This is a genomic window from Cumulibacter soli, from assembly GCF_004382795.1.
GTDB lineage: Bacteria > Actinomycetota > Actinomycetes > Mycobacteriales > Antricoccaceae > Cumulibacter > Cumulibacter soli.
Window position 1 is genome coordinate 79,941 of the sequence record NZ_SMSG01000006.1, and the last position, 17,024, is coordinate 96,964.

A 17,024-nucleotide genomic window follows, 5' to 3' on the forward strand; every position below is an offset into this window, starting at 1 on the left:
TTATAAGCCCGCTCTGGCAAGACAACCCCGCTTTCGTTGTAGCAATCCCGCTTTGGCGCAGCACCCCCCGCTTGGCTGAGAGGAATCCACCCGCGTAGCGAGGGTGTCTCAGGCGCGGGGCGGCCGGTTCAGTCGGCGTCGTAATGGCAGACCGCTTCCAGCATGAACCCGAACGGGTCGAGCCAGAAGGCGGCGAAGTACGGCGGCGGATATTGCTCGAACTCCTGCGGGTCATGAACGACGGTCCCGCCCCGTTCCAGGACGTGCTGGTGGACTGCGTGCACCGAGGATCGCGTCCTGACCATGAACGCTAGGTGCTGTAAACCGGTCGCCTCCTTCGAGTAGTCCGACGGCTCCGCAGATGGATAGAGGAAGACGAAGGTGCCAGGCTTCCCACCTGCAGGCCGATAGGCAACTTCATCATCGGCAACCAGGAAGGTCGTGAACCCGAGGAGCGGCATCAGGTCGTCGTAGTAAGCCTTGGCCGCAGCCAAGTCCGACACGTTGATTCCGAGATGACCAAGCATTTCCCCAGTCTCGCACCTCGCACAACGATCGACTCCGCGTCTGGCGGATGATGCACGGCTTGCGCGCCGTCGTCACCGGCTGGTCGCCTCCGCAAAGCGGCGCGTACGCCGTCCTGGGAGTACTTCGACAGCGGCATGCGCGATGTCAGACCGACAGTTCGTCGTCATCGATGCGCAGCAAGCGTAGTTTGCGATACAGGGTTGTACGACCGATGCCGAGGATCCGTGCTGCCTCGGCGCGATTACCCTGCGATTCACGCAGGGCGGCGACGATCACCTTCCGCTCGGCATACTCGATCGGCGACAACCGGCGCCCCGTTGGCTCGTCGTCGTCCGGGATGTCGCTGGCGCGTACGACCTCCCCCGGGTGCCGTACGACGAGGTCGTGAATCACCTGCCGCAGTTCTCGGATATTCGACGGCCAGGAGCGTTGCGCCAACGCTTGCATAGCGGCCGCGGATAGTTTGCACCGCTGCTCTGGCGCGTATTGCGCTAGGAAGTGATGCGCGAGCACTGGTACGACCGAACGCATCTGAGACAGTTCCGGTAACCGCACGAGGCTCGCGGCCGACCGCACGAGCGCGAGCAACTCGTCCGATGCCCGCTCCGGGTCAAACGTGAGAACTACGCGCGCGGGCCCGCCGGCTGAATCATCTGCGGCCTCCAGCAGTGCACCTAACCGGGGAAGTTCAGGCGCGCCCAAGCCGTCAACATTGCGCAACAACAGCTGCCGACCGGCCACGACAGCGGCGAATGCTACCTCCGACCAGGGCGCCGCCCGCGGCCCGTGCGACACAGCAATGTCCAACTCGTCGAACCCTGCGTTGCCAAGTACGCGACGTGCCACGTAAGCCCGACCCACTCCGGGCGCGCCCGCGAGCGCCACTACCGCACTGGCGCGCACCACCGCACGCAGCTCGGCGTGCACGCTCGCCAGCGAATGCCACGACGAGCGTAGACCTCGCTGCGACGGCCGCGGACGCGCCGGCGCGAAGGACACCTCGAACGCGACGTCCTCGTCGCTGACGTGTACCCGCTGAGCGCGGACGTCGACCTCTCCCTCAAGTAACTCCAAGCGCATCAGCGCCAGGTGCTCCACTCGCTCACGAACCAATCGATCCCAGATCACGGCATGATTTGCCGGGCTGACATACGACAGTCCGGCGGTATTTGCCAGCACGGTGTTCGGCGTGAGCAGCGCGACAGCCGCATTCCCGCGACTCGTCGCCCGCGCGAATGCTGACGCGATATCCATCAGGCCTCGAGATCGTCCGTCCATCAGGCGCTGTTCGATGTCCCGCGCTGCAGTATGCGCCAGAGTGAGCATCAGCGGGTTAGCAATTGCCGCGGTGCACGTCAGCGACACCGATCCGCGTACCCGCCTCGTGCTGGGGTCAAAGATCGGCACGCCCGCACAAGCGACTTCCTCAAGCGCCTCGATGAAATGCTCCGCACCGCGCACAAAGATCGGTGCGCGCTCCTCAACGACCGAGCCGAGTCCGTTCGTGCCCACTGTGCGTTCAGCGAAATCTGAACCCACGAGTACGCCGAGCCGGTCGAGGTAACTGCGTTGCGGCGCATTGAAGATGTAGCGATCAATGATCACCCCGTCGACGTCGCTGAGCACGACACCAACACACATGTCGGCGACATCGCGAGCAAGTCGGTTCAGTACCGGGCGCGCCGCGCGAATAAGTTCGTCATCCAGTTCGGCGTCCGCTGGCTCGGCTAAATCGGCCCGCCCTGGAGACACGCCCAACGAAATTGATCGGCGCCAACTGCGTTCGATCGGGTCCGGCACTGCCCCGGTACGTGGACCGCGCGAGAGCAGGCCCGCGCTCGCCAGGTCAACCTTGACTGCGCGCAGTACGTCTCGCTCTGCCATGCCCATCACTCCCACGTCGAAACCTTCGGCGTGCATACAAGGTGCTCTACGTGAACCCCGTTGGGGTGTTCCAGATCGGAACACCTCAGCGCTCACACCAGCGCACATAGTGATGAATACCACCGTAGATCGCCGCACGGCGAATTTCCACAAGGAGCACGGAGATGGCACACCGAGACGAACCCGACTGTTTACGTCAGCTGTACCTGGACTGGACCGAACGGATGGCAGCCAATCCTCAGATGTCGATCGCCGATATGCGCGCACTGTTCGACGAATGGCACCAAGCGAGCGGCGAACCAACGGACGTCACCTACGAAGATGGGGAGGTAGGCGGCGTATCCGGTATTTGGTGCAAGCCGCTGGGTGCTGACGAGTCCTCGGTCGTGCTCTACACCCATGGCGGCGGATTCGCTGTCGGCTCCGCAGCCAGTCACCGTAAGCTCGCCGCGCACCTGGCCAAGGCGCTGGGTACACAGGCTTTCGTACTCGACTACCGCCGCTCCCCCGAACACCCGTTCCCGGCGCAGATCGAGGACGCCACGGCCGTCTACCGCGCACTGCTCGCCGACGGGTATGCCGCCAGCAACATAGTCACCGCCGGTGATTCCGCCGGCGGAAACCTGGCCATCGCGAGCGTGCTGCAACTGCGCGCAGATGGCACCGAACTGCCAGGCGCGATCATAGGCTTCTCGCCGTGGCTCGATATGGAACACACACGCCCGACTCTTCAGACCAACGCCGCGACCGATGGCCTGGTCCAGAAGGCGGTTCTGGAGGGCATGTCGGGCATGTTCCTCGGTGAGGACGCCGATACGAAACGCGCCAACCCGCTGGCCAACCCGTTGTACGCCGATCTCTCCGGCATGCCGCGGATGTACCTGAATTCAGGCACGCACGAGACCTTGCAGGACAACGCCGAAGGGCTCGCTGCGAACGCCGAGCGGGACGGTGTCGACGTCACGTTGCACGTCGTCGACGGGCAGCAGCACGTATTCCCATTCATGGCCGGCCGAGCGAAGGTCGCCGACGACGAGATGGCGGCCGTCGCCGCTTGGTACACGGGAGGTAAGTAGCAATGGGGAACACCATCGAACGCCGCGACGCGGTCGTCGTAGGCGCAGGATTCGGCGGGCTATATAGCCTCAAGCGGCTTCGCGACGACGTTGGAATCAACACCGTCCTTCTGGAGAAGGGGTCGGGCGTCGGCGGAACTTGGTTCTGGAATCGCTATCCCGGCGCAATGTCCGACACCGAGAGTTTCGTCTACCGCTACTCCTTCGATCGCGAGTTGCTACAGGAAGCCGAATACAAGAACACCTACCTGCTACAGCCCCAGGTATTGGAGTACTTGCAGCAGGTGGTTGAGCGTTACGACCTCGCCAAGGACATTCGGCTGTCAACGGAGATGACGGCAGCGACCTTCGATGAGGACGCTGCCGAGTGGGTTATCGAGACCGACACCGGCACGACGTACCGCGCGAAGTTCCTGATCACCGGACTCGGATTACTCTCGGCGACGAATTGGCCCGACATCACCGGACTCGACGACTTCGCTGGCGAGCGTTACCACACCGGCTCGTTCCCGAACGACGTCACGTTCGAGGGCAAGCGGGTCGGAGTCATCGGGACGGGTTCGACCGGTGTCCAGGTGATTACCGCTATCGCCTCGAAGGTTGGCCACTTGAGTGTGTTCCAGCGTTCAGCGCAGTACAGCGTGCCCAGCGGTTTCAAGCCCGTGGACGAGCAGTACCTCAGCGACGTTCGCGCGCGATACGACGACATCTGGGACCAGGTGAAGAGCTCGGTCGTCGCGTTCGGTTTTCAGGAGAGCACGGTGCCGGCGATGAGCGTGTCCGCTGAGGAACGTCAGCGGGTGTTCCAGGAGAACTGGGATAAGGGCAACGGCTTCCGATTCATGTTCGGAACCTTCAGCGATATCGCGACCGACCCCGATGCAAACAAAGCTGCGCAGGACTTTATCAAGGGCAAGATCGCCGAGATCGTTGAGGATCCCCAGACGGCGCAGAAACTGATGCCAACCGATATCTATGCCAAGCGGCCCCTATGCGACTCCGGCTACTACCAGGTCTATAACCGCGACAACGTGGAACTCATCGACATCAAGGCAAACCCGATCGAGCGATTCACCGAAAGCGGCATCGTGACCGCGGACGGCGTGCAGCACGAGCTCGACATGGTCATCCTCGCGACCGGGTTCGATGCGGTCGATGGAAACTACACCCGACTTCGGATCAAAGGTAAGAACGATGTCTCACTTCGAGATCATTGGACGAGCGGACCCACCAGCTATCTCGGCGTCACGGTGACCGGGTTCCCGAATATGTTTATGATCCTCGGCCCGAATGGCCCGTTTACCAACCTACCGCCGTCGATCGAGACGCAGGTCGAGTTCATCACCGACACAATCGCTGACCTCGTCAAGACTGGGAGGGAACAGATCGAGCCCACCGCCGACGCGGAGGAGCAATGGACATCGACCTGCCGGGAGATCGCAGATATGACGCTGTTTCCGAAAGCAGAGTCATGGATCTTCGGCGCCAACATTCCCGGCAAGCCCAACACGGTCATGTTCTATATGGCGGGGCTCGGCGCCTACCGAGGGGTGCTTTCGGACGTCCGCGAACGTGACTACGAAGGATTCGCACTGACTTGATCGGGTGTTGCATAGATCTCATGTGACCTGACGTACAGTCTCCGTTGTGTGGCCGGCCGTCTGATCGGCCGGCCACGCAGGAACCCTCGACATACGGAGACGCGATGAAACCCACGTCCACTGCCTGCCTCGGCCTCGGCCTCGCTACCGCTCTCGTACTCACCGGATGTTCGACGAAGGCGAGCGATTCTTCAGCAGACGGCGAAGACGGCGCTTTAGCGACCGATTTCGGTGTGACCGACGACGAAATCACCCTCGGTGTACTCACCGACACCTCGGGTGTGTTCAAGGCCGTCGGATTGAACCTGACGCAGGGAAACCAGTTGTGGGCCGACGAAGTCAACGCCGACGGCGGTATTTGCGGGCGACAGATCGTCCTCGACGTGCAGGACCACGGATATAAACCTGATACCGCGGTTCCGTTGTACGAGCAAGCAAAGGAGTCGATCGCCGGTTACATCCAGTTGCTCGGCTCGCCCATCGTCGCCGCGCTCAAGGGCAAGGTGACCACGGATCAGGTGCTGTCGGTCATCGGCACCAACTCGTCGATTCTGCTGGACAACGATTACCTGATCATTCCAGGCAGCGGGTACGACCTGGAGATGATCAACGGTCTGGCCTGGGCCGCCGAGCAAGGTGAGCTGTCGGACGGCGACAAGATTGCGCACATCTACGCCGACTCCGAGTACGGCCAGAACGGCCTGATGGGCTCGAAGGCGTACGCCGCCGAACACGACATTGAGGTCGTGGAGGTGCCGGTCGGCGCTGCCGACACCGATATGACCTCGACGATCACCAAGCTCAAGGGCCAGGGCATCTCCGTGATCGCGCTGTCGCTGGCACCGGCCGGCGCCGCTTCGGTCGCGCTCCAGAACGAGTCCCAGGGCCTGAATCTTCCGATGATCGGCAACAACCCGAACTTCGCGACGACGCTGCTCGCGGACGATGCCGTGGTCGAGGCGATGCAGGACCTGCACATCGTGCAGGGATTCGAACCGTACGCCGGTGACAGCCCGAAGAGTGAAGAGTTGCGCACCAGCTTCGACGAGACGTTCCCTGATGAGGAGCCCGGCTACGGCGTTCCGCCGGGGTACCTCGCGGGGCTGATGTGGGGCGCGATCTTGGAGAAGGCCTGCGACAACGGCGATATGACTCGCCAAGGATTGGTCGACGCTCGGCTATCGCTGGACGCCGTTGACGGCGCTGGACTCTCGGACACGATGGACCTGACCGACCCGGGCGTGCCGGCCGTGCGCTCCGGTTATGTGTTGCAGATCGACGCCGACGCGATTGGCGGCGAGTCGGTCGTCGAGGGACCGTACCTATCCACGGAGGCCGAGGAGTACAAGACGCCACACCAGGCATAGCTACCTTGCGAGGCCGCACCACGAGCGGGGAGCACGCCGAGCGCGCGCTCCCCGCTCGCTCGATTCTGGCCGATGCTAGATATGGCGAGGATGCAGCCGCACCGCCGGAATTCCGAGGAATGTGACATCCTGGGCATCGTCGCAGCCCTGATCGCGTCATCGACACCGCCGGAGATTCCACGTGACTGTCTCGCCCACCACGTCCCCCGTTCGGATCGGCGTCCTCACCAGCGGCGGTGATGCGCCGGGAATGAACGCTGCTGTCCGCGCGGTGGTCAGGTCAGGTTTGAACTCGGGCGCCGAGGTGTACGCCGTCCGTGAGGGCTGGCTCGGCGCGGTTACCGGCGCCGACCTCATAGAACCATTGGGCTGGGACGACGTCTCCGGCATCCTGCATCGCGGCGGCACAATTATCGGCACGGCCCGCTGCTCGGAGTTCCGCGAGTACGACGGACGCCAACGCGCAGTACACAACCTCGTGCTGGCGGGGATCGACCGACTGGCGGTGATCGGCGGAGACGGTACGCTCACCGGCGCGAACGAACTCAGGGCCGAGTGGCCCGAACATGTCGCCGAGTTGCTCGCCACCGGCGCCATCACGACCGAACAGGCGCAACGACACCCGGCGCTCCTGCTCGCCGGCATCGTCGGTTCGATCGACAACGATCTAGTCGGCACCGACATGACGATCGGGACCGATAGCGCCTTGCATCGCATCACCGGTGCCATCGACGCGATCGTGTCCACTGCCGCCAGCCATCAGCGTGCGTTCATCATTGAGGTCATGGGTCGCCACTGCGGTTACCTCGCGCTGATGGGTGCGCTCGCCGGTGGTGCGGACTACGCCTTTCTTCCTGAGGCCCCGCCGCCGGTCGACTGGCCACAGCGGTTATGTTCGCTCATCCGCCGCACTCGCCACGCCGGCCGACGAGACTCGATCATCGTGGTCGCGGAGGGCGCCATCGACCACACCGGTGCCCCGATCACCTGCGAGAGCGTCCGCGAGGCACTACGCGAGCATCTCGGGCAGGACGCCCGCACCACCCGTCTGGGCCATGTGCAGCGCGGCGGGACGCCGAGCGCCTACGACCGCTGGATGGCCTCCATGGTCGCTGTAGCGGCAACCGACGAACTGCTCGCGGCCGGAGTAGATACCGAACCCGTCGTCATCGGCGTACGGCGTAACGCCATCGTTCGCGAGCCGCTGATGCGTGCGGTTGAGCAGACCCGGCACGTCGGCGCACTGCTGGACGACCGGAAGTTCGGCGAGGCCCGCGCGGCCCGCGGAGCCGGATTTCAACGATCGCTTGACCTGTTCCGGACCGTTTCCGAAGCCGACCCGACGGTGGCACCCACGCCGGCGTCGCGGCGGATCGCGGTGTTGCACTGCGGTGGGCTGGCCCCAGGCATGAACACCGCGGTCTGGGCAGCGTGTCGGCTGGGCATCGACCGCGGCCACGTGATGCTCGGCGTACGTGATGGGTTCACGGGTCTGCTGGCTGGAGACATCGAACCGCTGAACTGGGGTGATGTGGATGGCTGGAACGGGCGCGGGGGCGCCGCACTGGGCACGAACCACCACATCCCCAGCGTCGATGAGCTGCCGCGTCTGGCCGGCGCGATCCGCGATCAGCGCATCGACGGCCTGATCGTGATCGGCGGATTCGACGCATACGAAGCCATCCAGCGAATTCAAGACCACCGCGGCGAACATCGGGACCTGCAGATCCCGATCGCGCTGCTGCCGGCCAGTATCGACAACGACTTGCCCGGCTGGAAAATGTCGATCGGCGCCGACTCCGCGCTGAATGTCACGACCGGCGCATTAGATCGCATCAAGCAGGCCGCCTCAGCGCATCGGAGTTGCGTAGTCGTGGAAACGATGGGACGCGGCAGCGGCTTCTTGGCAGTGCTCGCGGGTCTGGCCGCGGGCGCCGAGCGGGTCTACCTGAACGAGGACAACCTCAAACTGGGTGAGCTGTCTCGTGACGTCGACGCGATGCGCGCGGCGTTCGCCGCAGGTCGTCGTTTCTACCTGGTCGTGCGCAACGAGGCTGTGCACGCGCCGTACCCGACTCAGGTCCTCGCACGACTGTTCGCGTCCGAGAGCGCAGGACAGTACGGCGTCGACTCGGTCATCATCGGGCCGGTGCAGCAAGGTCCGGACCCCACGCCCTTCGATCGCATGAGCGCAACGCGGTTGGCCGGGCGCGCGATCGACTTCCTCACCGAGCAGTTTGCCGCTGGTGACGCACAATGCACGATGCCCGGAGATGAGATCTCAGGGCGGAAGATGCGACCGCTAGCCGAGTTCACCGCGCTGGTCGACACCGCGCACCGCCGCCCGGTCGATCCCTGGTGGCGACACCTGCGCACGACGGCGCGCAAGATCAATGACCGGCAGCGATCGTGATGTTCCTCAGAACACCCTTCCCCTGGCGCCACGAAGTGTGCGCCGATCGCTAGGCTGAGCACATGGCTGACTTTGATGTGGTAGTCCTGGGTGCTGGTCCCGGAGGGTACGTCGCAGCGATCCGCGCGTCGCAGCTCGGCTTGAAGGCCGCGGTCGTCGAGCTTAAGTACTGGGGTGGCGTGTGTCTGAACGTGGGCTGTATTCCTTCCAAAGCGCTGCTGCGCAACGCTGAACTGTCGCACCTGTTGCAGCACGATAAGGACAAGTACGGCATCACCGGTGACGCGACGATGTCATTCGGCCCCACACACGCGCGCTCGCGCAAGGTCTCCGACGAGATCGTCAAGGGCGTGCACTTCCTGATGAAGAAGAACAAGATCACCGAGATCGACGGCTGGGGCACCATCAGCGGCCCGAACTCGATCAGCGTCAAGGGCAACGACGGCTCCAGCAGCGAGGTCACCTTCGACAACCTGATCATCGCTACCGGCGCCACCACCCGCCTCATCCCCGGCACGCAGCTCTCTGAGCGCGTCGTGACGTATGAAGAGCAGATCCTCACCGATGAGTTGCCCGGGTCGATCGTGATTGCTGGCTCCGGAGCGATCGGCGTCGAGTTCGCCTACGTGATGAAGAACTTCGGTGTCGATGTGACCATCGTCGAGTTCCTGGACCGGATGGTGCCCACCGAGGACGCCGAGGTGTCCAAGGAATTGCTCAAGCATTACAAGAAGCTCGGCATCAAGGTCATGCTGTCGACCAAGGTGGAGTCGATCGACGATTCGGGCGACAAGGTCCGCGTCACCGTCTCCCCTGCGGCCGGTGGAGAGCAGCAGGTCATCGAGACCGACAAGGTGCTCCAGGCGATCGGCTTCGCGCCCCGGCTGGAGGGATACGGCCTGGAGTCGATCGGCGTCGAGATCACCGACCGCAAGGCGATCGCGGTGGACGAGCGCGGCCGCACGAACGTGCCAAACGTGTATGCGATCGGCGATGTGACCGGCAAACTGATGCTCGCGCATACCGCGGAGGCTATGGGCGTGGTCGCCGCCGAGACGATCGCCGGTGCTGAGACCATCGAGATCGATTTCGACATGATCCCGCGCGCGACGTACTGCCAGCCGCAGATCGCGTCGTTCGGCCACAGTGAGCAGCAGGCAAAGGATCTCGGATTCGACGTCAAAACGGCGAAGTTCCCGTTCTCCGCGAACGGCAAGGCGAAGGGCCTCGGTGAGACCGCCGGGTTCGTGAAGATCGTCGCCGATGCCAAGCACAACGAGATCCTCGGTGCGCACCTGATCGGCCCGGATGTCACCGAACTATTGCCGGCGCTCACGCTCGCGCAGAAGTGGGACCTCACCGCCGACGAAGTCGCGCGCAACGTGTTCGCTCACCCGACGCTGTCGGAAGCCGTCAAGGAAGCCGTGGAAGGCATCGCCGGCCACATGATCAATCTGTAGCGATCCTCAGCCTTCATCCAGACCAACTCGCCGCGCCTTTCGTACCAGGGCGGCGAGTTGTTCTGTAGTGATGTGTTCGTCGTACTGCTGAATTCCTCGGTCGGCCAACGCCTCAGCCAGCAGTCGGATGTCGTCCGGCTCAATTCCATCGGCGATCCAGAGAACGTCCTCGCCGCCTAGGAACAGGATGAGCTCAGCGCCGCCATCGACGCGGTAACCCACATTCGAGGCATAAATCCCGGCGCGGATATCGTCGAGTCGGATCGTGCGCGTCATCCCACGACGGATCTTCCGGGTCAGACTGTCCGCGCCGAGGGTGACGCTGATGCCAGAAGCCAACAGCAGCGGGAACACCGCTATCAGCACACCGAGCGGCTCTCCCACCGCCAGGGCAACCACCAAGGGCGCAGGTACCAGCGGGCTCGCACCGAGCAGCAGCCGGCCGAGCAGCCACACCAGCGGTGCGACCGCGACAATGAGCGCCAAGACAAGCAACGAGCGGTTCGCGCGCCACGGATGTTCGGTGACATGAAGCGGCGCAGCGTCGGTGTAAGGGTTCGACGACGCGGAGTCTGCGTTACGTCCCGGATCACTCATGCAGTAAACCTATCGGCCTTCACTACGATGATGCGCATGACTGACACCGCGACGTCTGGCCTGGAGTGGCTCATTGACGAGGTCGGCAACGGCGGGGTGGCCGTGCTGTGCGGCGCGGGCCTATCGACCGACAGCGGGATTCCCGATTACCGCGGTCCGAATGCTCGCCCCAGACGGCAGATCACCGTACAGGAATTCGCACGATCGGAATCCTTCCGGCAGCGGTACTGGGCACGTTCGTTCGTCGGATTCGCCAAGTTCACCGGCGCCGAGGTGAACGCCGGACATCGAGCGCTCGCGCGACTGTCGGCTCATGGGTACCTGAGCGGGATCATCACGCAGAACGTCGACGGTTTGCAGCAAGAGGCCGGCACGACGGGCGTGATCGACCTGCATGGACGCATCGATGAGGTCATTTGTATGGACTGCCGATCGCTGAGCCCACGCGTGCTGCTGCAGGACCGCTTAGCCGCAGTGAATCCGGGGTATCTCGATGCGCACGATGGCGTGATCGCGCCGGACGGCGACGCCGACATCGAGGACACCGCAACCTTCGTGATCGTTGACTGTCTGGTCTGCGGTGGACGGCTGAAACCGAACGTGGTGATGTTCGGCGACACCGTCGCACCGGAGATCGTCTCCGCGTGCTTCGGCATCGTTGATGCCGCCGAGATGCTGCTCGTCGTCGGCTCCAGCTTGCAAGTGCAGTCGGGACTGCGGTTCGTACGGCGCGCCCACGGTCACAAACCAATCGCCATTATCAACCGCGGCGCGACCCGTGGCGATGCCATGGCCGACGTACGACTGGAGCGCGGTACGTCGGAAACGCTGAGCGCGATCGCCAGCGGTTTGGGTATCTAGCGCGCGATCCTGACCTCGCCTGCGTTCGTGGCCTCGTCGGCGTCCCTGTCCTCGCTCAGGTTGCCGTCGCATCCGAGCGAAGCGTCCGCCTGCCCTACGCCTCGCCGTAGAAGAGCCGCTCGGCGACGTTACGCGCTCGTCGAGTCGTCCGCGAATAATCGTCCAGGAACTGCTCCGAGGTGACGTCGTCGGGATATCCGATCAGCCGGGCCACCGCCACCAAGTCCTTCGGCAACCGCGGCAGTTCGTCCGAGGCCTTCGCCTTGGCCAGCATGATCGCATCACGGCACTTCGAGACGAGTCGCCACGATTCGGCTAACGCGTGCGCGTCGTCGCTACCGATCAGGTCGGCGTCCACTGCCCCGCGAAGTGCGTTCAGGGTCGAGGGCGTACGCAGCGCCGGATGCTCATTTCCGTGCTGTAGCTGGAAAAGCTGCACGGTCCATTCGACATCTGATAGCCCGCCGCGACCCAGTTTGAGATGCCGATTGGGGTCGGCGCCACGTGGTAGCCGTTCGGCGTCCACGCGAGCCTTGATTCGGCGGATTTCGTACAGTTGCTCGTCGCTGAGGCCGCCCTCGGGATATCGCACTTTGTCGATGAGCTGATCGAATCGAGCGCCGAGAACCACATCGCCGGCGGCCGGACGCGCCCGCAGCAGCGCCTGCGCTTCCCACGGCTGACTCCAGCGCTCGTAATAGGAGGCGTACCCGTCCAGCGAGCGCACCAGAACGCCGTTACGACCCTCCGGCCGCAGGTCGGCGTCCAACCCGACCGCCGGATCCGCACCCGGCTTGGCGAGCAACTTGATCATGAGCTCGATCGTCTGCAGCGCCACCTTGCGTGCGTCGTCCGGATCGGCGTCCGGACGGGGTTCGTAAACATACATGACATCGGCGTCCGAACCGTAGCCCAGTTCGGCGCCACCGTACCGACCCATTCCGATCACGGCTAGATCGCACGGGAAGTCACCCATGCCGATGTCGCGGGTCGAGCCGATCTCCTTGGCGGCAACGGATAGCGCCGAGCGAATCGTCGCATCGTTGAGCGCACTGAGAGCCACCCCGGAGTCGATCACATCAACTTGATGCAGGATGTCGGCCGAGGCGATCCGAACGAGCTCGTGGCGACGAATCGACCGAATCGCCGACACCGCATCCTGCTGGCTCTGCGCACGCCCGGCTGCGGCGAACATCTTCATCTCGATCGCGGTGACCATCCTCGGCTCGAGTTGGGATGACTCCGCGAACATCTGGATCGCCTCAGGGGCACGCCCCAATAGGTCGGCAACATACTTGCTTGAGCCCAGCACGCGAGCCAGCCTGTCGCTCACGGCACCTTCGTCGCGCAATAGCCGCAGGTACCACGGTGTACGGCCGAGTTGTTCGGACACACGCCGGTACGCCAGCACGCCACCGTCCGGGTCCGGGGCATCGGCGAACATCGATAGGATCGCTGGCAGCACGATTCGCTGCAACGCCGCGGTGCGACTGGTGCCCGCGGTAAGTGCCTCGACGTGCTTGAGCACGCCTTCGGGACGCTCGAAGCCAAGCGCGCGCAGTCGCTGCGCCGCGGATTCGGTCGTCAACGTCAGCGCATCGCCGGGAACAGCGGCGACCGCGGTCAGCAGCGGACGGTAGAACACCTTCTCGTGCAGCCGCCGGACCTCGCGGGCATGTGCTTCACGGTCGGCTAGCAGCCCCGCAACCCCGCTGTAGCCGAGAGAGCGCGCGAGGGCGCGTAGCTCGTCCTCATCGTCAGGCAGCAGATGCGTTCGCCGCAGCCCCGTCAGCATCACTCGGTGCTCGAGGGTGCGCAGGAACCGATACGAGTCGGCGAGGGTGCGGCCGTCCTCGCGACCGACGTACCCGGCCGCTGTGAGCGCACCGAGCGCTTCGAGGGTCGCTGCGTAGTGAATCGACTCGTCAGCACGTCCGTGCACCATCTGCAGCAGCTGGACGGAGAACTCGATATCGCGCAGCCCACCTGGGCCCAGTTTAAGTTCGCGGGCGGCGACCTTATCGGGGATGTTGTCCTCGACGCGGCGACGCATCGACTGGACATCCTCGACGAACCCTTCGCGGTCGGCGGCCTGCCAGCACAACGATGCTATATCGGACATGTAGTCAGCGCCGAGCTCGGCGTCACCGGCGATCGGTCGCGCCTTCAGCAACGCCTGAAACTCCCAAGTACGCGCCCATCGGCTGTAATAAGAGCGGTGTCCTTCCAGCGTGCGGACCAGCGCGCCGGCCTTGCCCTCGGGTCGCAGTGCCGGATCGACCTCCCAGGCGACGTCCTTGCAAATCCGCATCAGCGCCGATGCCCAGGACGCGCCATTGCGCATCGCATCGTCCTCCGACGTCGCACCAATCGGCTCGCCGACGAAGATGACGTCGACATCGGAGATGTAGTTGAGCTCGTGCGCACCGCATTTGCCCATTCCGATGACTGACAGCCGTACGCCGTGGGCTCGTTCGCCCAGTTCGGCCGCGGAGACCGCGAGGGCTGTCTGCACCAGCGCCCCGGCGAGGTCTGAGAGCCGGTCGGCGACACTCTCCAGCGGGAGTTCGCCGGATAGGTCCCGCCCGGCGATGTCGAGCAGCGCGCGGCGGTAAGCGATGCGCAGCAGGCGAATAGCCTCCGAGCCCGTCGTACTCGCAATCTGGCCTGAGGCGCCGGTGTACGGCGAAGCAAGATCGGCGCCGACCTCGCTCGCGATCTCGTCCAACAGGTCGGTGAAATCCTCCGGACGCTCGTCCAGTAGCCGCCACTGATTGACGTTGGCGCACAACCACTCACCTAGCGCGCGCGAACAACCGAGCACGGCAATGAGCCGTTCGGCAAAACCGGCGTCGTCCTTCATCCGGTCGATCAGGTCCTCGTGTCCAGCGACCTCGGCGAGCCGAGCCAGCAAGAGTGCTGCCTGGTCGGGGTCTGCGGCATTACCAAGGGCGCGTACGACGCTCTCGGCCGCTGCGTCAGCGAGCTCCCCCTCGGCGGTCGTCAGCCCGATCGGGGTCAAGAATCGAATTGCGCGATCGGCGTCCACGAAGTCGATCCGTGCGACCGGCTTACGACGCTGACGACTGGTATCGACTGCACGCGGCAGCTCGCGCTCGCTCATGCTTGGTCGACGCGGTGCGCGATCTCGACGAACTTGCGCACGAACGGTTCCCAGGTCTCGGCGAGATCGGGGTGTACGACGGCGTACCGCTCGATGAGGAGGTCGGTATCGAAGCCGCGCTTACGCAGGCCCTCCTCGTTATCGCGCATCCAGGCGTTGAAGATCTCGGGGGTCGTCTCGATGTGGAACTGCGTCGCCCACATCCGCTCCCCTACCCGGAAGGCCTGGTGCTCGTACAGCGGTCCGCCCATCAACCAGGCGGCGCCGGGCGGCAGTTGGGTAATCGCGTCGCCGTGGAACTCGATCACGTCAGGTGCCATCGGGAGCGTGTCGAAAAGTTCGTCGCTGTACGAAACATCCTTGCGTCCGGCCTGCATCGGGCCGATCTCCATCCCGAGGTCACCCCGTTCGACGACGCCGCCGAACGCGTGCGCAACCAACTGCGCACCCAGGCACATCGCGTACGTCGGGGTGTTCGATGCGGCGGCCTGCTGCAGCAGGTCGATCGTCGCGGAGCGCCATTCGAACCGCTTATCGGAGTAGGCACTACGCCCGCCCCCGAGCATCACCATTGCGCTGTAACCGCTCAGATCCGCGGGCAGTTCGTCACCAGCGTGCGGGCGGCAGTGCTGCACGGTGGCGCCAGCGTTCTCCAACCATCCGGTCAGGGTGCCCGGCGGTGAGTTCGGATCGTGTTCGACAAGGAGGATCGGTGAGCTCATTTACAGGACTCCCAGGTAGGACTCGATCTCGAACGGTGTGACCCGAGCGCGGTAGTTCACCCATTCTTGCCGCTTATTCTGCAGGAAGTAGTCGAATAGGTGTTCGCCGAGAATCTCCGGCATCACCTCAGACTCTTCCAAACAGGTGATGGCCTCGTACAGGTTGTGCGGCAGGTCCGCGATGCCCATCGCGCGGCGTTCGCGCGAGGTGAGCAACGAAACGTCCTCCTCCGCACCTGGCGGCAGCGTGTATTCCTCCTCGATTCCCTTCAGGCCGGCGCCGATCAGCACCGCGAGCGCGAGATACGGGTTCGCGGACGGGTCCGGTGAGCGCACTTCCAGCCGCGTCGAGGAAGACTTACCCGGGCTGTATTGCGGGACTCGGATCAGTGCCGAGCGGTTCGCGTGCCCCCAGCAGACCCAGGCGGGCGCCTCGGACATTTCCCCTTCACCTTCGAACGCGTAAAGGCGTTTGTACGAGTTGACCCACTGGTTGGTGACCGCGGTCAATTCGCGAGCGTGGTGCAGGATGCCGGCTATGAAGTGCCGCGCCGTCTTCGATAGCGACAGTTCATCGGTGGGGTCGTGGAACGCGTTGTTCTCGCCCTCGAAAAGTGAGAGGTGGGTATGCATGCCGGAGCCGGGGTGCTCGGTAAACGGCTTGGGCATGAACGTCGCGTAGACATTTTCCTCCAGCGCGACCTCTTTCATCAGGTGGCGGAAGGTCATGATGTTGTCGGCGGTGGTCAGCGCGTCGGCGTACCGCAGGTCAATTTCCTGCTGGCCGGGACCGACCTCGTGATGACTGAACTCGACCGAGATGCCCATCGCCTCGAGCGCGCTGACGGCGCGACGACGGAAGTCACGCGCCGACGCATGGGTCGGCATGTCGAAGTATCCGCCGTTGTCGACCGGCCGCGGCGGTTTGCCGGTGGCGGGGTCGTCTTCCAGCAGGAAGAACTCCATCTCCGGGTGGGTATAGCAGCTGAATCCCATGTCTGAGGCCTTCGCCAGCACCCGGCGTAGCACGTGACGGGGGTCCGACCAGGAGGGCTGCCCATCCGGCATCCGGATATCGCAGAACATCCGCGCGGTATCCGAGGGCTGACCGTTGCCTTCGGGGATGACCTGGAACGTAGTGGGATCGGGATGGGCGACCATATCGGCCTCGGTCACGCGAGCAAATCCCTGAATCGCCGAGCCGTCGAAGCCGATGCCCTCCTCGAAGGCGGACTCCAACTCAGCTGGCGCGATCGCGACAGCCTTGAGGAACCCGAGCACATCGGTGAACCACAACCGGACGAAGGTGATGTCGCGCTCTTCGATGGTGCGCAGGACAAACTGCTGCTGACGGTCCACTCTGCTCTCCCTACGACGCCTACCGCGAGACC

Annotated in this window: 12 protein-coding genes; 6 read left to right on the top strand and 6 right to left on the bottom strand. The window is 64.1% G+C overall.

Translation table 11 applies throughout. The features are described from left to right. Positions 1-128 precede the first annotated feature (128 nt). Together E1H16_RS13580 and E1H16_RS13585 are read right to left on the bottom strand one after the other, a co-directional pair. Positions 129-527 (bottom strand): VOC family protein, encoded by a 399-nt coding sequence (locus E1H16_RS13580; protein WP_134324447.1) that lies wholly within the window; start codon positions 525-527, stop codon positions 129-131. A 145-nt stretch (positions 528-672) separates the two neighbouring features. Further along, positions 673-2,412 (bottom strand): sigma-54-dependent Fis family transcriptional regulator, encoded by a 1,740-nt coding sequence (locus E1H16_RS13585; RefSeq protein ID WP_208379059.1) that lies wholly within the window; start codon positions 2,410-2,412, stop codon positions 673-675. A gap of 164 nt (positions 2,413-2,576) precedes the next feature. On the opposite strand from E1H16_RS13585, the gene E1H16_RS13590 reads away from it, so the two are divergent. The 5 genes from E1H16_RS13590 (at position 2,577) to lpdA (ending at position 10,329) form a co-directional block, all read left to right on the top strand. Then, a complete protein-coding gene (locus E1H16_RS13590) occupies positions 2,577-3,488 on the top strand; it encodes an alpha/beta hydrolase (protein ID WP_134324451.1) in 912 nt (303 codons plus the stop codon). 2 nt (positions 3,489-3,490) lie between these two features. After that, positions 3,491-5,089: a flavin-containing monooxygenase gene (locus E1H16_RS13595; RefSeq protein ID WP_134324453.1), complete on the top strand. Its 1,599-nt coding sequence runs from the start codon at positions 3,491-3,493 to the stop codon at positions 5,087-5,089. 104 nt (positions 5,090-5,193) lie between these two features. Beyond that, complete coding sequence (locus tag E1H16_RS13600; RefSeq protein WP_134324454.1) at positions 5,194-6,456, top strand: ABC transporter substrate-binding protein; 1,263 nt, start codon at positions 5,194-5,196, stop codon at positions 6,454-6,456. A 181-nt stretch (positions 6,457-6,637) separates the two neighbouring features. Continuing rightward, on the top strand, positions 6,638-8,869 hold the full coding sequence (locus E1H16_RS13605; protein WP_208379060.1) for a 6-phosphofructokinase: 2,232 nt from the start codon (positions 6,638-6,640) through the stop codon (positions 8,867-8,869). Between the two features lie 62 nt (positions 8,870-8,931). Beyond that, positions 8,932-10,329, top strand: coding sequence for a dihydrolipoyl dehydrogenase (lpdA, locus tag E1H16_RS13610; RefSeq protein ID WP_134324456.1), 1,398 nt, complete (start codon positions 8,932-8,934; stop codon positions 10,327-10,329). 6 nt (positions 10,330-10,335) lie between these two features. Here the strand turns inward: lpdA and E1H16_RS13615 are convergent, their stop codons facing one another. Beyond that, entirely contained in the window at positions 10,336-10,926 is a 591-nt protein-coding gene (locus tag E1H16_RS13615) for a hypothetical protein (RefSeq protein ID WP_134324457.1), read from the bottom strand. A gap of 36 nt (positions 10,927-10,962) precedes the next feature. Here E1H16_RS13615 and E1H16_RS13620 point away from each other — a divergent pair, with 36 nt between their 5' ends. After that, the gene (locus E1H16_RS13620) at positions 10,963-11,787 is read left to right on the top strand and encodes a Sir2 family NAD-dependent protein deacetylase (protein WP_134324458.1); all 825 of its coding nucleotides are present in this window, start codon (positions 10,963-10,965) and stop codon (positions 11,785-11,787) included. A 94-nt stretch (positions 11,788-11,881) separates the two neighbouring features. Here the strand turns inward: E1H16_RS13620 and E1H16_RS13625 are convergent, their stop codons facing one another. From E1H16_RS13625 to glnA, 3 genes are read right to left on the bottom strand one after another with little or no spacing between them, the layout of a single operon-like run. Next, positions 11,882-14,911: a bifunctional [glutamine synthetase] adenylyltransferase/[glutamine synthetase]-adenylyl-L-tyrosine phosphorylase gene (locus tag E1H16_RS13625; protein ID WP_134324460.1), complete on the bottom strand. Its 3,030-nt coding sequence runs from the start codon at positions 14,909-14,911 to the stop codon at positions 11,882-11,884. Further along, positions 14,908-15,633: a type 1 glutamine amidotransferase gene (locus E1H16_RS13630; RefSeq protein ID WP_134324461.1), complete on the bottom strand. Its 726-nt coding sequence runs from the start codon at positions 15,631-15,633 to the stop codon at positions 14,908-14,910. Before E1H16_RS13630 ends, E1H16_RS13625 begins: the two co-directional genes overlap by 4 nt. Further along, the gene (glnA, locus tag E1H16_RS13635; protein WP_134324463.1) at positions 15,634-16,992 is read right to left on the bottom strand and encodes a type I glutamate--ammonia ligase; all 1,359 of its coding nucleotides are present in this window, start codon (positions 16,990-16,992) and stop codon (positions 15,634-15,636) included. It abuts the gene before it with no gap. Positions 16,993-17,024 lie beyond the last annotated feature (32 nt).